Raw genomic sequence first — 16,460 nt, 5'->3', positions numbered from 1 at the left:
CTAGCCGTTAATTTATTGAGGCAATCGAAGTATCGAGCAATAGACTGATTTAACTCAATGTTTCTTGTTTGCTACTGATGGGTTAGACTAAAAAAAACAGACTAGTGTAGAAAGAGAACTCATGGAACAGTTAAGAAAAATTGGTGCAATTGGCGGAGCAATCTCATTGGCACTTTGTTGGCCATTAGCGGTTGGCCAAATTGGACAGAATGCTATTACTGATGGTGTGGCAAACCTTAACAATTCGAGCATTCAAGCTGAGATCGTGGAATACGATAGAGGTTACTTATCTTCTAATGTCAAAACACGTCTAACTGTGACGGATGAAAATCTCAAAGAACAACTGGCGCTTGATGGGATTCCGAGTGAGTTTGTTATCAACAGCGCGGTTAGCCATGGTCTGTTAAGCCTAAATGCACTGTCGACGTTTGAAAATACAGATATTCTTCCTCTGACTCTTACTACCAGTACTGAGTTAAACGGTAACACCGATTTCAACTTCGAGTTAAGTCAGTTTAATTATCAAGGATCTGATGACAATGGTACCTCGGTATCTATCACGAAATCGAATCTGTCTGGCCATGCCACGGTATTAGGGCAAGTCGATTACAAGCTTACTATTCCTTCTGTTCAAATTGATTTTGAAACAGGCGAAGAGGTGACACTGTCGAACCTAAATGGTGTGGGTTCTGGTCAGCAAGCTAAAGGTTATTGGTTGGGTTCACAGAACTTTACTATCGATAGCTTCCTTGTTTCAGATTCGACAATGCAGCCATTCATGACTATCGAAAACTCAAAGTACGATTTTGAATCGCACCTTGATGAAGCGACTAAGCGTTTGCGTAGTAACCTTAAGTTGGATATCGCTAATATCGAGACCAACGAGGGCCAAGTGAACAACTTAAATGTTGATTTCGAAATGGCAAAACTGGATAGCGAGTCGTTCGAGAAAATCTTTGCGATCTATCAATCGAGCCCGGTTTTGACTCAAGAAGACGTTGCAGAGATCATCCCATTCATCGATATACTGTTTGCTAAAGGGTTCGACCTTTCAATGAATAATATGTCGTTAGAGTTAGGCAAGGGTGAATTCGACTCTAAATGGTTGGTGAGCGTACCTGAAGGCACTGAAAACATCAGCAGTAATCCTTCTATGATTGTTCCTGCACTGACGGGTAATATTCACTCGAGTTTCTCAAATGGGCTTGTTGAGGAGTACCCATTCATTCGTGAAGGCATCGATGAATTGCTGGTAATGGAAATGATCAAAGAAACGGAAAGTGGTTATGAAATCAGCGCTGACATTAAGAATGGAAATCTAGTGTTTGAAAATGGACAAGAAATTCCATTAATTGCGCTTCTAATGCCTGCTTTTGTTCAATAAAAAGAATAAGACTGAATACTGATAAGGTGTTCTAACGGGGTAAGTTAAACATTTTGTACGGTACGAAACAAAAGAGGTCTTAAGACCTCTTTTGTTGTTTTTATGTTGGTTAAAACATGGTATTAATTGCTTAGTTATTATTTAGCAGGAGCAATTATCCCCATGGAACTTACATTAGATAACGTATTCAATTTTAGTGCTGGCCCAGCGGCGCTACCTAAACCAGTAATGAAACAAGCACAAGCTGATTTTATTGACTGGAATGGTTTAGGGACTTCCGTTATGGAAATCAGCCATCGCAGCAAAGAGTTTATTAAAGTTGCCGATGAGTCTGAACAAGACCTACGTGATCTTCTGAATATCCCAGACAACTATAAAGTTCTTTTTTGTCAGGGGGGCGCTCGTGCTCAATTCGCTGCTGTGCCTCTAAACCTTTTAGGTAATGCAAAGAAAGCGACTTACATTGATGCGGGTTACTGGGCAGAAAGCGCAGTGACTGAAGCGAGCAAATATTGCGAAATCGATGTATTTAACGCGAAGACGTCTATTGATGGCAAAGCGGCGGTTGTTCCGGCTAAAGATTGGAAAATCGACCCAGAAGCAGCGTATGTGCATTTCTGTCCAAATGAAACCATCGATGGCATTGAAATCAGTGAGCTACCGCAAACTGACAAGCCAATCGTTGCTGACATGTCATCAAATATCTTATCTCGTCAAATCGATGTGTCTCAGTATGGTGTTATCTACGCGGGCGCTCAAAAGAACATTGGTCCTGCGGGCATCTGTATTGCCATCGTGCGTGATGATCTACTAGACCTTGCCAACGATGTGTTGCCGAGCATTCTTAACTACAAAGTGCTTGCTGAAAAAGACTCAATGTTTAATACGCCACCAACGTATGCTTGGTATTTATCAGGCCTTGTATTTAAGTGGCTGAAAGCTGAAGGTGGTGTTGAAGCTATAGAACGCGTCAATCAAGAAAAAGCGGCGTTATTGTATAATGCGATTGATGATTCTACGTTCTATAAAAACGATGTTCACACAGCAAACCGCTCAAGAATGAACGTGCCGTTCCAACTGGCGAAGCCAGAATTGGATAGCAAGTTCTTAGAACTAGCTGATGCTGCTGGTCTTAAATCATTGAAAGGCCACCGAGCGGTAGGTGGAATGAGAGCTTCGCTGTACAACGCAATGACGCTCGAAGGTGTTCAAGCATTAGTCAGCTTTATGAAAGAGTTTGAAGAAAAATACGCTTAATCAGCAGAATTCAATATTTACGATTAGAAAGAGGAGCTAATGCTCCTCTTTTTTGATCTCGCTGAACCGATGAGTTTGACTTCCCAGCCCCAATCTCGGTTTTAACTCTTGTAACGCCAGGCTATAACGAAGTAAAAAAGATCACATTACTTGTTCTTACTCAGCGTTCTTACCTAGTGTTCTTACTAAGCCGCTACCACCATACGTGCTTACTATCCTTGTCGACCATTAACGCGAAACTGCTGCGGAGTAACATCAAAATATGCTTTAAATGCTTTGATGTAAGAAGAGTCGTTTTGATAACCCACTTTGTCGGCAATGCTTTGAATAGAGGCTTCTTCATCCAACAAAGACAACGAGTAAATCAGCCGTATTTGCTGTCGCCACAACTGAAACGATGTATTGAACTCTTTGGAGAATAACCGCGATAAGGTTCGCTCTGATGCTCCGACTTTCTTTCCCCATTCGTTCAGCGACCAATCTAAAGCAGGTGTGTCTGTGAGCGCTTCGAATATCAGTTTCAAGCGACGATCTTCAGGTAATAATAATTGAAAGGTCTGTACGTTGTCTTTCATTACTTGATCGTGCAATACCGCCAGTAATCGCGATATTTCTTCGTCATTAGGTCGTCCTTCACATTGCCTGCGGATTTCTTGTAACAGTTCATTTAAGAACGGCGTGAGCGCAATGGTGCGTACTTCGGGTTTATAAGTTGTGCCAAAGGCAGGGTTGAGATAAATGCCGACAAATGTCGTATGGTTAAGTGCGATAGATTCGTGTGGAATACCGGCAGGCACAAACAGAGCAGAAGTATGCGGCACAAGGTGTTGATAGTGATCGGTTTTGGTTTGCAACAGCCCTTTGATGGGGAAGATAACTTGATGCCACGTGTGTTGATGCAGTTTGTCGATGTACCCTTTAGGCATGTCGATGGTCTTCACCAACGCGGGTGAATTAAAATTGGCAACCATCATCTCATTTGAAGTCATGACACCGGAGTGAGAATTAATTTGGCGGGTTGGCATTGTTAACTGTCCTTATATCTCTACTCTGACATGAGTTCGCTAGGCTATCATGCTCGGTAACGTGAATGAAGTCATGAGGGAAGACGTATGCGATATCAAGTTGAAATATCCAAAGAAAACCAACTCTTATTCAAAATAGACATTGATAACATCAACCTAGAAACATGCGAAATATCACTTAAAACCGTGTTAGCTAAATTCCCTCACTTAGAAGGTTATCAGCGGCATGTATTGTATTCTGACAGTGAAACTCGCTATCTAAAAAGTACAGAAAAACGAATAGAGGTATTGGCTTCGATTCCGGTGTTCAGGTCATTGGGACAGCGATAACTTCGCTTTTGGTCGCGTAAAGCTAAACAAACGGCAAGGTTAAGCAAGTGACAAGGCTGTGCAAACGATAAAGTTATATAAGCGGCAAGGCGCTAAGCAAGCGATAAAGTTAAGCAGACAAATCTCAGTTAAAGAGGAAGGGATATGAAAAAGTTAGGCGTAGTGAATAACGTATTAGCAGGCAAGACTGTGGCCTTTGCACACGGTGCACAAAGTGCCATTGACAAACAAGTTGTGTCTGGTCGTCAACACGCTACAGAGCTTGGTTTTATCAACGACGAGCAAGGTGACCCTCGCTTTCATGGTGGTATTCAAAAAGCCCTTCATATTTATCCAAGTGAACACTACCCAGTTTGGCAGCACGAATTGGGCGATAAGGCGATCTTTCAAACCGCAGGCGCATTTGGTGAGAACCTCAGTTCAACTGGCGTGACGGAAGCGTCAATTTGTTTGAAAGATAAGATTCGTATTGGCTCAACATTATTGGAAGTCTCGCAAGGGCGTATGCCTTGTTGGAAGTTGAATGTACGATTCGAGCAATATGACATGGCAAGAAGGTTACAAGATACTCTTCGTACAGGTTGGTACTTCCGAGTATTGGAAGACGGTGATATTGGTACTGGTGATGAGATTATTTTGTGCGAAAGACCTTATCCTGATTGGCCTCTAGCTCGAATCATGGGCGCGGTTTTCACTGGTTGTCTCGACAAACAAGAGCTAAGCGAACTGGTTGGGCTACCGTTAGTCGAATCTTGGGGCAACCTTGTCGAACGTCGCTTAGAAACTGGAGTGGTTGAAGATTGGGAAATGCGATTGGTTGGTCCGACAGCAGAGTAATACTCGAGAAAGCCCACAATTTTTAGGAGTGTGGGCTTCTTTATGTTTGCGATCTTTCATACGGCCATCGCGATTACGATTACGATTACGATTACTATTACTATTACTATTACTACAGCCAGAAATCCTTCAAGGGCATATCAGCGCTATAGTGATGGGCGATCTGCGCTTGGAGTAGTTCTGCGGTTGCAATGGCATCCACTAGCGCATGGTGTGGCGTGTAGTCCGGTAAGTGGTATCGACGACGGCTTTGCCCAAGTCTTACTGACGCGGGTTTCTTACCTTTTAGTTTGTTCCACAAGCCACCAGCCAATTTATGCTGAATCTGAGATTCGATTTCTAGTGTATCTAATACTGGAAATTCAATGCCTTCGCCTAGCCTTACTTTTAACGCATTGTCTAAGAAATCACGTTCAATACGGCGGTAGTGAACTACCGGAATATGGCCAGCCATTGCACCTAAGATCTCTTCGAGCACTTCATTTAAGTCTGGTGCATCAATGATGTCATTGTGCGTGATACCGTGGATGACCACCGATTCTTCTTCCAGCTTTTGCTTAGGCCTTAGCGTCCAATGCCTTGCTTGTCGTAGATAAATACGATTGAGTGTAAAAGGCACTAAGCCAATAGTAATAATGCCATCTTTTACCGGATTTAAGCCTGTAGTTTCAAAGTCCACGGCTAAAAAGGTCACTTCAGATAATGGCGTTTCGGGATCGGGCAGCGGTTCGCCATAGAACTGCTTCAAACGTTCATCCTTCGAACGTTCTAGCTTTTGAGCAAATTTAAAAGGCCAATCAACCGCAGGGGAGCTAAAGAGTCTATTCATGATCACTACTTAAACTTGTTGCTAGCTTGATAACGGAACTTAAGGAAATTTTGTGCATTGCTTAGAATTTGGAATGCGTCCTTTAAGTTACGACGTTCAAAATCGGAAAGGTTTTCGGGTTCGATGTTGTTATCAGGTTCAATATTGTTGTCGACATCGTGTGCTTGGTGTCTGATCCGAACCAGAGAGATGAACTCCATTGCATCTTTGAGATCTTGTGCTCTACCTTTAGGCAAAATACCGGCGTCGATAATGTCATCCAAACGTTCGAATGAATTTTTCGAGCGAGAAGCCACCGCTAAAGAGTGTACACGAATCAGATCTGCAAGCGGCGCAGTACCACGTCGCTTAAGGTTGATTGAGTTGTTATGGCGACCATCTTTTTCCATAACGAAGTCTTTGAAAAAGCCTAATGGTGGTGTGCGGTTGAGTGCATTTCGAGCAAGACACGCTAAGAAGCGGTTGTTCTTACGAGCACGTCTTATGATAAAGCTGTTTAATTGTTCTGCCCATTTTAATCGGCCATACACGCCATCCAAATCAAAGAAGATCGAAGCATTCAATAGCGCTTTCGGGTTTGGATCATCAATCCAATCAGCAAAGCACTCTTCCCATTGTCGACGAGTCATACGCCAAGTGGGGTTAGTCGCCATGATGTCGCCAGTACAGTAAACGTAGCCACACTGGTCTAAACCATCACAAATGAAGGTTGATAACTCTTCAAAGTACTTACCGTGCTTTTTCTCGTCGTAGGTATCGTCGAGAATGATGGCATTATCTTGGTCTGTTACGAGCAATTGCTCATCGCGCCCCATTGAACCGAGCGCAAGGAAACAATAGGGAATGGGTGCTTTACCCAATTTTTCTTCACCAAGCTCGATAATACGCTGTTTAAAGCTACGGCCAATTACCGACATCGCCGTACCAACCATGTGCGCGTTGGCATCTTCGTTTACTAGGCGAACGAAGCTGTCTTTTACTTGCTCAGAAAGTACTTTGAGATCTTCAATACTCTGTTGTTGGAAGATACTGCTTACCAGTAACAAGGAGTTTTGAGATTCGTAACGCACGATATCAGTTGCTTCGATAATGCCAATTGGCTTCTTATCTTTTAATACTGGTAGGTGATGTACGTTATAGCGAAGCATGGTCATCATGGCTTCGTATACATAAGCATTATGGTCGAGTGAGATAACCTCGGGCGTCATTACGCTAGAAACTTCATCTGATGGATCGAGCCCTTCAGCGAGCACTCGGGTACATAAATCACGGTCAGTAATAATGCCAATAACAGGTGTTGAGTCGTCTTCGTCATCTTCAACGATATCTGGGTCGATGATCAGCAAAGAAGACACATTATCCTCAGCCATCATGGTGGCGGCTTGTTGAATCGTACGCGTTTTCTCGATCATCGGAGCTTCGCTAGTGAGCAGCGTTTTAACCTTCGATGTTGATAAGTCGTTGGCATCGTTACTATCTGAGTTGGCTTGACGAAGGCGGGCGTTATCTTCCACTTCAACGAAATCGGCAAAAGAGTCGTAGTTGTCGTAGAGTTCTTGGAAAATCGGTTCAGGGATGCAATAGAGTAGGGTGTCTTCGGTCGCTTTGACCGGGAAACGAACTTTGTTGTTGGTCAACAGGCCCATTTGGCCGAACAAATGCCCTTCATCAAGGCGGTTATAGAGTTCGCCTTTACGACGGTAGACTTCTACTTCACCGCTTCGAACTATATAGAGGTCATGGATTTGGTCACCAAAGTGAATGATAGGTGTATCTTGGCGGTAATAAGAAATTTCCACGCTACTGGTCACTTTCATCAAGATCTCTTCAGGGAGCTCCGTGAAAGGTGGGTATTGTGCCAGAAAGTTCTGAATCTCTAATAACTCAGCATCCATAATGATCATCCATTAGTTTGTATGATTTCATGGTACAACATTTGATAATAATTTTCCGTGACAAATCAATCTGTGAGCTAAAACCTTTTTAAAGTCTTATGGATAGACTAACCTTTTAATAAATTGGAGAGCGTTTTTAAAGGATGATATGAATGTCGATGTGGAAGCTAAGTTTAGTATCAGTAATTGCAGTGTTTTCTTCGAACTCATGGGCAGTGTCTGGAGATGTAAACATTCTGGATTATGACCACATATACGCGACCGCTCATTCGGGTAGTTTGAATGAAGATGCGGGTAGTAATAATAATGCATCATCGTACGGGTTGGGTGTTAGTTATACGATGACTGATGATTGGTTGTTATTGGGTGACTACAGCGCACGCTTCATTCATCCAGATGAAACTACCACTCGTATTGATACTTTAATGACAGGTGCTGGTTACCGTTATAGTATCCGAAAAGATCTCGATCTCGTTGCTTCCTACTTGCTTGGTATTACTAAAGGTAAGGTTGAAGACAATGATACGAATCAAACTGAATCTTCAGATACGGAGTTTATCCAAGGTCTAAAAGCTGAACTCAACTATGGTTTTGCGAAACGTTGGATTGCTAATGGCAGTGTGCAAGTTAACCGAAGTGACCTGTTTGACGAAGAGATCTATCACCTAGGTTTACGCTATCTAGTGACCAACAAGTTTGCGATTGGTGGTTCTTATCAACACCGAGATGGAGAAGGTAAGATTCGTAGTGAGCGTACTAACGAGCTAGGGGTGGAGTTTTTCTTAGAGTACTAACTTGTTAACTTATCAATAATCTTGTCAACTTATCAAAGCAACTGAGATCATAATTTTAAATACAAAAAAGCCAGCTTATTCGCTGGCTTTTGCATATCTATCGGTCTGCACGTACAGGTTTCGCTTTACGATTAAAGAACCGCAGCAAGACCTTTACATAGAGGGCCCATGTTTGACTTAGTCATGCCAGCAACACTGATACGGCCAGAACCAACAATGTAGATAGCGAATTCGTCTTTCAGGCGGGTTACTTGCTCTTTGCTTAGGCCAGAGAACGAGAACATGCCGTTTTGGCGCTCGATGAATGTGAAGTCTGCATCAACACCTTCAGATTTCAGTGTTGTTACGAATAGCTCACGCATCTCTTGGATACGGTCACGCATTTCTGCCACTTCCGCTTCCCATTCAGCACGTAGATCAGCATCACCAAGGATGTGAGTTACTACAGCACTACCGTGCGCTGGTGGGTTAGAGTAGATAGAGCGGATGATGCTCTTAACTTGAGAAAATGCTGTGGTAGCTACGTCTGCAGATTCTGCAACTAGAGTGAATGCACCCACACGCTCGTTGTATAAACCAAAGTTTTTAGAGAACGAGCTCGCTACAAGAATTTCTTTGTTGTACTGAGCAAAAATACGCAGGCCAGCTGCATCTTCTTCAACGCCTTTTGCAAAACCTTGGTAAGCAAAATCGAATAAAGGAAGCAGTTTCTTCTCAGCAACCAGTTTAGCCAGCACTTCCCACTCGTCAGTTGTTGGGTCGATACCTGTTGGGTTGTGACAGCAGCCGTGAAGAAGAACGATATCGCCTTCAGAAGCTTTCTCTAGGTCAGAAACCATGCCTGCGAAGTCTTTGTCTTTTGTTTCAGCATTGTAGTAGCTGTATTGAGCTGTCTCGATACCCGCAGCAGCGAAAACGCCGTTGTGGTTAGCCCAAGTTGGGTTACTGATCCAGATTTTTGCGTCGCCTAGTTGGCGCTTGATGAATTCACCTGCTACGCGAAGTGCACCTGTACCACCGGGAGCTTGTGCTGTTTTAGCGCGTTGAGACGTTACGATCTCTGCGTCTGAACCGAAAAGAAGTTTCTGAACCGCTAGGCCGTATTCAGCTGTACCTTCAATTGTTAGGTAAGATTTGGTTTTTTCGTTTTCAAGAAGTGAAGCTTCTGCTTTCTTTACTGTTTTAAGAACAGGCGTTTGACCATCTTCATTTTTGTAAATACCAACACCAAGGTTGATTTTTTCTGCGCGAGAGTCTTTTTTAAACTCTTCAGTAAGGCCGAGGATAGGATCGGCGGGAGCAGCTAGCACTTTTTCAAACATAATCTTCATCCATGTCAATTGAGAGGGGATAGTATCTATTGGTAGTTATACCTGTATGAAATTTTTAAGACAATACGAAGTGAACAGAAAGACCAAAAAAAATCCATTTCAATCAGATTAATTGACTAGAGAGGGTATTTGATAACAAAACACCCTACGGATTAACCTATAGGGCGTAAGAAGTTAGTGCTTTTTGACAGGATTATGCAGGTTGAGCAATGAAGCTTTCTCGCTCAAGTTCGCTCTGAACATTTTTGCCATCTTTGTAGATCGCGGCAATCTCTACAAATTGCGATTCAACGGCAAGAAACGCGAGTACAACTTGCGGGTCAAAATGCGTCCCATTGCCCTCTAAGATGATCTGCTTGGCTTGCTCATGAGTAAAGGCTGGCTTATAAACTCGTTTCGATATTAGCGCGTCATAGACATCCGCTAATGCCATTAATCGACCAGACAAAGGGATCGCTTCTCCAGACAGTTGATTGGGGTAACCGCTGCCATTCCATTTTTCATGGTGAGTCAGTGATATTTCTTTCGCGACTTGTAAGAAAGAGCAGCTTCCCAACTGCTTTTCTGCAATAGACAAGGCTTCAGCGCCAATTGCCGGGTGGCCCTTCATTATTTCAAATTCTTCGTCGGTTAATTTCCCCGGCTTTAATAAAACATTGTCAGGGATACCCACCTTGCCGACGTCATGCAGGGGAGCCGACTTATAAAGCAACTCGATATAATTTGGTGTTAACAAAGCAGAGTGCGTTTCAGATTTGCTGAGTTCTTGTGCGAGTACCTTAACATATTCTTGAGTTCTCAGAATGTGGGCACCCGTTTCATTATCTCGAGATTCAGCAAGGGCCGACAAGCTAACAATCGCTACGTCACGTGTGGTTTTTACTTCGTTTTGTGCGGTTTCAAGGCTGTCTAACATGGTGTTGGTCATTGACGCCATAGAACCCAATTCGTTATAACCAAAAATAGGCAAACGCACGCCTTGCTCGCCTTTAGTTACTTTGTTCAACGCGTGTTCTTGGCTCAGGAGAATGCGTTTAATCAACTTGCTCCATAATGTCATGATGGTTATTGCGTATCCACCAAGCACCAGCGCAAGGTAGATGAACTCTTTAATCACGCTGACTTTACCTGTGCCGTCCAGTAAGCGAGCTGGGTTATGTTCTAACCAAAAGATATCTTTAACGGCAACCATAGTCAGCATTGTGGTCAGCGTGATCAGAAGTACGATGACTAAACCGACCATTTGTTTAACTAATGAACTTCGTTCACCAATCAGTTGGAAGTCAAACTGCCCAGACAGTTCCATTTTGTCCATTTGCGCAAGCTTAGCTTTCAACTGAAGAATGCTTCCAGTAAAGAAGCCAAATAACGTCATTCCAAAGAGCACTTTTAAATTGCTATCGATGGTGAAGTCGTAATTTAAGTTGTAATAAAGCGCAAAAGGGACACTAGCAGCAAAAAACAACAAGGTGTCGAGCTGCGCAAACCGACCTTGTTTAACTAAAGCATGGCGGGCTAATAGGTAATGGCGCGCAAACCAGACTAAGGCAAAAACGACACTCACTTGAGTGAAAATTTCTAACGTCGTTAAGGTGTCGAGCATAGGGCATACCCGACTGCCATAGGTGCCAAAAAGCACACCAGCGATGGCATATAGCTGGGTTGTTAGCGATTGATTATAGTTTGATGTATCCATCGATAAGCCTTTGTTCAGTTTCGTTTCTGGTCTGTATAATTCTTACTAGATTCACGAGTTTTAAGTACGCATATTTTACTTTGCAAGACGCATTGCTTGCTTTGAAATATACATAACTTGAATGACTTGCGTAAATAGGACCAGAAATTCTATCGATAGCTTTCGCTGAATGATACAAGAAATTGGTGTGTGTAAGTGATTTGTTAACTAAGTGGGGATTATTGCAGCATTACTATGCGTATATGTGAATAGCCCCGATAGAGATTCGAGGCTATTCAGTGATCGATCTTGGCTTGCTCGTTCGTGAAAACAGTCAAAGCCGATACGCCTCATTGCGTATTATTTTTTTAGATTGATTTCAGCTTCAATAGAGCTTGTTTCAATATCAGGATGAGACGCCAGTTTGTCGGTTGCCCACTGGTTTAGGTGCTTAAGAATTGCAGATACCGCGTGTTTCTGAGTTGGAGCTTTATCTTGGTCGATGTCGATTTTCTGCTTTGGATGTGAACCTGTCGCATCTTCAGCGATATGTAGCCAATCTGGGTGCCAGTAGTATGGCTGCCCACTTGGTGTTGTCCAACTATGAACACCGTTTGACTCTCCTTTATAACTTAGTTGGTCTGCTTCTATTTTTTTCATTGTTATCTCGCATGTTTTTTGGGTTACATCAAATTATAGAGGCACAGAGCGAACTTGGCTCCCGCCTTGAGTACAAACTTAGCAAAGCTTACAAAGTTATCTGTGAACCAATTCACACAATTATAGAAATCAGGGGTAATCATATGGATAGCAGCAATAGTTGTTAACGTTAGTGATAAAATCTCCGGCTTATAAATTTATCTAGGTAGTACAATTAGATGGCGCGTTATGAAGAGCTTGCAAAGGACATTCGAACTCAGATTGCCAACAACACTTGGCGATCCGGGGAGAAGATCCCTTCTGTGCGCATGAGTTGTCGAAATTACAACGTCAGTAATAGTACTGTTCTACAAGCCTATCAATTGTTAGAAAGTGAAGGCTGGATCATCGCTAAGCCTCAATCGGGCTATTTTGTCGCGCCCAGAATAGATGGTGTGGAGCACCAATTGCCGTCAGCGCGTGAGAAGAAAGCGATTAACGACCGTTTGTTTGACTTTTTGAAGTCGAGTTCCGCAGAAGGTGTGATTCCTTTTGGCTCAGCATTCCCAGACCCTGATCTGTTCCCTTTACCTACCTTGACCCGAAATCTCGCGAGTGCTGGCAGAAAAATGACTGGCGCGAGTGTCATTAATAATTTACCTCCGGGCAGTGAGTCACTGAGAAGGCAAATTGCGCAGCGTTATTTACAGCAAGGTATTACGGTGAATCATCAAGACATCGTGATTACTTCGGGCGCAATGGAAGCGCTCAACTTGAGTCTGCAAACGGTTACCAAATCAGGTGACAATGTTGTTATTGAGTCCCCCGCATTTTATGGTGCATTGCAGGCCGTTGAGAGGTTAGGGCTTAACCCTATTGAAGTGGATGTATGCCCTGTTAATGGGTTGAATCTCCAACAGTTTGAACACGCGTTGAAAACTCAAAACGTGAAAGCGTGTTGGTTGATGACAACCTTTCAAAACCCGACGGGAACAAGTTTGTCTGAAGATGCGAAGCGTCGTGTGGTAGAGATTGCAGAACAACACGAAACCTACATTATTGAGGATGACGTGTATGGTGACCTCTACTTCGAAGGCTATAAGCCTAAGCCACTAAAAGCCTTCGATAAGACCGATTCTGTTCTGCTTTGTGGTTCGTATTCAAAAAGTTTATGCCCAGGTTATCGTGTGGGGTGGGTTGTTAATACTCGTTTCAACGATGCCATTCAAAAGCTTCAGCTCCTTTCTACATTATCAAGCAGTGCGCCTGTTCAGCTTGGTGTCGCACACTTTCTAACGCATGAAAGCTATGACAATCATCTTCGTAAATTGCGTAAAAACTTGTTGATGAGAAAAGAAGATTTTATCAGCGTGATCAAGCAGTATTTCCCGCACTCTATCCAAATTGAACAGCCCATTGGTGGTTATTTTGTTTGGATTCGTTTTACCGAGAGTTTTGATAGCCAAAAATTCCATCAATTGGCGATTGCTCAGGGGATCAGCGTCGCTTCAGGCGATCTGTTTAGTGAACATGGCAGAGTGGATAACGCCATTAGACTGAATTTCTCTTATGAACTGACGCAAGAGAAAGAACAAGCGCTTATCCTGCTTGGAAAACTGGCGCATAAGCTTACTCATCAATAAGCTGTTTATGACTCATCGCCTAGCTTGCGGTTGATCTAGCGGTATATAGGTATAGCGCTAGATAAAGATGTAGCGATATAACCGTCCAAAAGGCTAAGTCACTCATAAAACAGCGAATGATTTCAACTGTACGGACTGATTCCGCTGTAACTGTACGCCTTATTGATCAAAGAGTTGTGCTTCAATAACGGTAGACCAAATTTTGGAGATACCGTTATGTTGAGAGTGACTATGGGAAACGAGGTTAAGCTAATTATCGTGGCTATTGTGTGCGCACTTCTGCTTATTATCGGCCATGTATTATTGGCAAAAGCATTCGCAGATATGGCTTGGGCTGAATATACAACGGCAGCGATCCCATTCGTTATGATGGCAATCTGTGGTTTCGCCATCAAATACGCAATCGATCAAGATGTCGATTAAGCGGATTATTCAGTCGAACTATTTTAAGCCCTGCCAGAATTTGGCAGGGCTTTTTCGTTTTAAATGGCCTGAATTTTTGAATAGCTGCATTAAAGCTTAGCTCTGAAGACTATCTCATACCTTAATGCCACAGGCTTTGTAAGTCTTTGTAAGCGCAAAATGGTGATTATTTGGAATATGCATCACCTTTAGTCAAAAACTTGGCTTATTGGTTGTGCTAGGAAATAACCAGAGCCCACCTTTTATCGCCATGCATTCATGTCAATTATTGGTCGCTATACGATAAAGTGATTCAAATAAAGGCTTACAGTACCTTACAGGTTTAAATTCCCCACTTATTACAATTGGTTATGACTAATTGAAATGCGGGATGATGAGATTGAAATATACAAAAACAAACCTGTGCATGTTGGCTTTGTTAGCCACCAATGCTTCAGCAAGCGAACTCCATGTTGATTTGAATCGACTAAGCAATTTTTCGGAAGTTGGCACTAATAGATTGTCTATTTCCAGTGAATTTATCGGCTATGAGCTTGATGAGGGAAAGTATCGTTACGCAAGAGAGGTGGATCTAAATGGATTGGATTGGGCATTTTTGTATGGTGATCATCAAAGAGTTGAGAAAGAAAATACTGATCTGATAAGCGATGTAACCGTCAGTGGTGAATTAAAGCAGATCATTAATTCAGATAGTAAAAACGCCTTTGGCAATCGTTATTACTGGCAAGGCGGTGACTCTAACGATTATAAACAGGAACTATCTTTTGCTGGTCTAATTCAAGGTACTGGTGGTTTTGATTTTCATGTTAAACCGAGGAAACAAGGGCGTTTTTCTGTTGAACTGTACACACACAACTGGCTGTCTTCTGCCAATGTGACGGCGTGTATTAAAAAGCAATGTAACACTATCAAAAATGATATTTCCTTTCACATGACCAGTGTAAAAAACATCGTCACCTTTGAAACCCAATCTCCAGATGACATCGTTGAAATCTCATATTCACGCGAATATAGGCAGTTTGATTTTGAATCGAGACAAGGCTATCACGCTATTGAGGCTATCCAGTTGAGAGAGGTTGAGTAACATGAAAAGAATCATTCTAGCATCAGCAATTGTAGCGACCTTTTCTGCGCACGCGGGTCTCGGAAAAATGGATCGTTCGGTCACTCAACACAAAACGTTCGCTCTACAAACTCAATTCGATTTTGCATGTCACATGAATGCCGGCTCGGCAACGTTGATTGACCCATATTGGGTGATCACTGCTAACCATGTATCCGGGTCTAAAAGCGAAGGTTATGAGAATGCGGTAACTTGTTCTTCTTATGAAAAAGATGAGAACGGTAAGTACAACGTTATTCATACATCACGTGCGACCACCGACCCTGATGGAGAGTGGGGCGAATATGAATTCACCGATGGTATTTATGATTTTGCTCTGGTGCGCTTAGACACGCCAATCACCGGTATTAAGCCCGCGAAGTTACCAGAGAAAGGGATGTTTAACCATTCAGAAGTCTATGAAGTAAACAGTGTTGGCTTTGGTAACTATAACGGACGTAATGGTGGCAAAAAATTTGTTAAGTACAATGACACAGATAAGAAATGGTTAGCTGAATATAAGTATGACCCGGTGATAATGCCTCAAAGCAATCTTCAATGGCTGATTATCCATGGGGATTCGGGGTCTGGTATTACGATTGAGAGAGAAGGCGAGTTTTACATTATTGGGGAGATAGGCCTTCAATATTATGGCGAGCTTGGTTGGCAAGATACATTCGATGATGTTTTAGGGAGGTTAGACTCTCTAAAAAGCGATATGAGAGCGCATGGTTTTAGTTACACGAAGCCAGTAAATCTTGATGACGTAAGATGGGCGCCAACGACCCAGAACGATATTGAAAACCTTCACGCTTATTACAGCCATTGGAAAGCTGAGAATATCGATTTTAATGGAACCTATTGGACGAAGGATGGCGGCATTTACAACACAGCTTATGCGCAAGAAGGTGAAACGTACACTTTTGAAACTGTCATTCCTGCAAACCCAAAAGCGCCCGCTTTTGATGTGTTTGTAAATGGTCGTCAGGTTGCTCATAACATTAAGGCGGATAAGGATAGTTTGTTCTTTAAAGTGAATGCTTTTGAGCAAAAGGGTGATCAGATGGTGATTGAATTTAAGCCGCTAGAACAGACGGGCGAGAAGATACTTTTAGATCACTTTTTGGTTCGTACTGTCGAGTAGATTGAGCTGTTAAGCTTTTATCAGTAGGTGCTTATCAATGGCGCTTATGAATATGCCCTTATAAATAAGCGTGTATAAAAAAACCTCCGTATATACGGAGGTTTTTATCTATTTAATTATCTATCTATACTGACTTCTATGAAAGAAGAAAG

Annotated in this window: 15 protein-coding genes; 9 read left to right on the top strand and 6 right to left on the bottom strand. The window is 42.6% G+C overall.

Features of this window, described 5'->3' with window-relative positions:
- Positions 1 to 121 precede the first annotated feature (121 nt).
- Positions 122 to 1,384: a DUF945 family protein gene (locus AACW75_RS01165; RefSeq protein ID WP_017074617.1), complete on the top strand. Its 1,263-nt coding sequence runs from the start codon at positions 122 to 124 to the stop codon at positions 1,382 to 1,384.
- Between the two features lie 162 nt (positions 1,385 to 1,546).
- On the top strand, positions 1,547 to 2,641 hold the full coding sequence (serC, locus tag AACW75_RS01160; RefSeq protein WP_135455045.1) for a 3-phosphoserine/phosphohydroxythreonine transaminase: 1,095 nt from the start codon (positions 1,547 to 1,549) through the stop codon (positions 2,639 to 2,641).
- Positions 2,642 to 2,853: 212 nt separating this feature from the next.
- On the opposite strand, the gene AACW75_RS01155 is transcribed toward serC, so the two are convergent.
- Positions 2,854 to 3,666: an AraC family transcriptional regulator gene (locus AACW75_RS01155; RefSeq protein WP_135455043.1), complete on the bottom strand. Its 813-nt coding sequence runs from the start codon at positions 3,664 to 3,666 to the stop codon at positions 2,854 to 2,856.
- Between the two features lie 87 nt (positions 3,667 to 3,753).
- Here AACW75_RS01155 and AACW75_RS01150 point away from each other — a divergent pair, with 87 nt between their 5' ends.
- The gene (locus tag AACW75_RS01150; RefSeq protein ID WP_102553144.1) at positions 3,754 to 3,996 is read left to right on the top strand and encodes a hypothetical protein; all 243 of its coding nucleotides are present in this window, start codon (positions 3,754 to 3,756) and stop codon (positions 3,994 to 3,996) included.
- Between the two features lie 144 nt (positions 3,997 to 4,140).
- The gene (locus AACW75_RS01145; RefSeq protein WP_145568206.1) at positions 4,141 to 4,833 is read left to right on the top strand and encodes an MOSC domain-containing protein; all 693 of its coding nucleotides are present in this window, start codon (positions 4,141 to 4,143) and stop codon (positions 4,831 to 4,833) included.
- Positions 4,834 to 4,945: 112 nt separating this feature from the next.
- Here the strand turns inward: AACW75_RS01145 and AACW75_RS01140 are convergent, their stop codons facing one another.
- Both AACW75_RS01140 and AACW75_RS01135 read right to left on the bottom strand, forming a co-directional pair.
- Entirely contained in the window at positions 4,946 to 5,662 is a 717-nt protein-coding gene (locus AACW75_RS01140; protein WP_017074612.1) for a 3'-5' exonuclease, read from the bottom strand.
- 5 nt (positions 5,663 to 5,667) lie between these two features.
- Positions 5,668 to 7,557: a DUF294 nucleotidyltransferase-like domain-containing protein gene (locus AACW75_RS01135; RefSeq protein WP_017074611.1), complete on the bottom strand. Its 1,890-nt coding sequence runs from the start codon at positions 7,555 to 7,557 to the stop codon at positions 5,668 to 5,670.
- A gap of 152 nt (positions 7,558 to 7,709) precedes the next feature.
- Here AACW75_RS01135 and AACW75_RS01130 point away from each other — a divergent pair, with 152 nt between their 5' ends.
- The gene (locus AACW75_RS01130) at positions 7,710 to 8,351 is read left to right on the top strand and encodes an outer membrane beta-barrel protein (RefSeq protein ID WP_135455036.1); all 642 of its coding nucleotides are present in this window, start codon (positions 7,710 to 7,712) and stop codon (positions 8,349 to 8,351) included.
- A 131-nt stretch (positions 8,352 to 8,482) separates the two neighbouring features.
- On the opposite strand, the gene AACW75_RS01125 is transcribed toward AACW75_RS01130, so the two are convergent.
- The 3 genes from AACW75_RS01125 to AACW75_RS01115 form a co-directional block, all read right to left on the bottom strand.
- A complete protein-coding gene (locus AACW75_RS01125) occupies positions 8,483 to 9,673 on the bottom strand; it encodes an amino acid aminotransferase (protein ID WP_237297367.1) in 1,191 nt (396 codons plus the stop codon).
- Positions 9,674 to 9,875: 202 nt separating this feature from the next.
- Entirely contained in the window at positions 9,876 to 11,378 is a 1,503-nt protein-coding gene (locus tag AACW75_RS01120) for an HD-GYP domain-containing protein (RefSeq protein ID WP_237297366.1), read from the bottom strand.
- A 339-nt stretch (positions 11,379 to 11,717) separates the two neighbouring features.
- Entirely contained in the window at positions 11,718 to 12,017 is a 300-nt protein-coding gene (locus AACW75_RS01115; protein WP_017074608.1) for a hypothetical protein, read from the bottom strand.
- A gap of 218 nt (positions 12,018 to 12,235) precedes the next feature.
- Here AACW75_RS01115 and AACW75_RS01110 point away from each other — a divergent pair, with 218 nt between their 5' ends.
- The 4 genes from AACW75_RS01110 (at position 12,236) to AACW75_RS01095 (ending at position 16,308) form a co-directional block, all read left to right on the top strand.
- Positions 12,236 to 13,639: an aminotransferase-like domain-containing protein gene (locus AACW75_RS01110; RefSeq protein ID WP_237297365.1), complete on the top strand. Its 1,404-nt coding sequence runs from the start codon at positions 12,236 to 12,238 to the stop codon at positions 13,637 to 13,639.
- A gap of 216 nt (positions 13,640 to 13,855) precedes the next feature.
- Positions 13,856 to 14,062: a hypothetical protein gene (locus AACW75_RS01105; protein ID WP_102553151.1), complete on the top strand. Its 207-nt coding sequence runs from the start codon at positions 13,856 to 13,858 to the stop codon at positions 14,060 to 14,062.
- A 406-nt stretch (positions 14,063 to 14,468) separates the two neighbouring features.
- A complete protein-coding gene (locus tag AACW75_RS01100) occupies positions 14,469 to 15,146 on the top strand; it encodes a hypothetical protein (RefSeq protein ID WP_237297381.1) in 678 nt (225 codons plus the stop codon).
- Between the two features lies 1 nt (position 15,147).
- Positions 15,148 to 16,308 carry a trypsin-like serine peptidase gene (locus AACW75_RS01095; protein WP_237297364.1) on the top strand — a complete coding sequence of 387 codons (1,161 nt, stop codon included), beginning with the start codon at positions 15,148 to 15,150 and terminating at the stop codon, positions 16,306 to 16,308.
- Positions 16,309 to 16,460: the final 152 nt, after the last annotated feature.

The organism is Vibrio sp. L3-7 (assembly GCF_963898195.1).
Classification (GTDB): domain Bacteria; phylum Pseudomonadota; class Gammaproteobacteria; order Enterobacterales; family Vibrionaceae; genus Vibrio; species Vibrio echinoideorum.
Note: the sequence above shows the minus strand (reverse complement) of the source record. Positions and strands in the feature narration are given on the sequence as shown.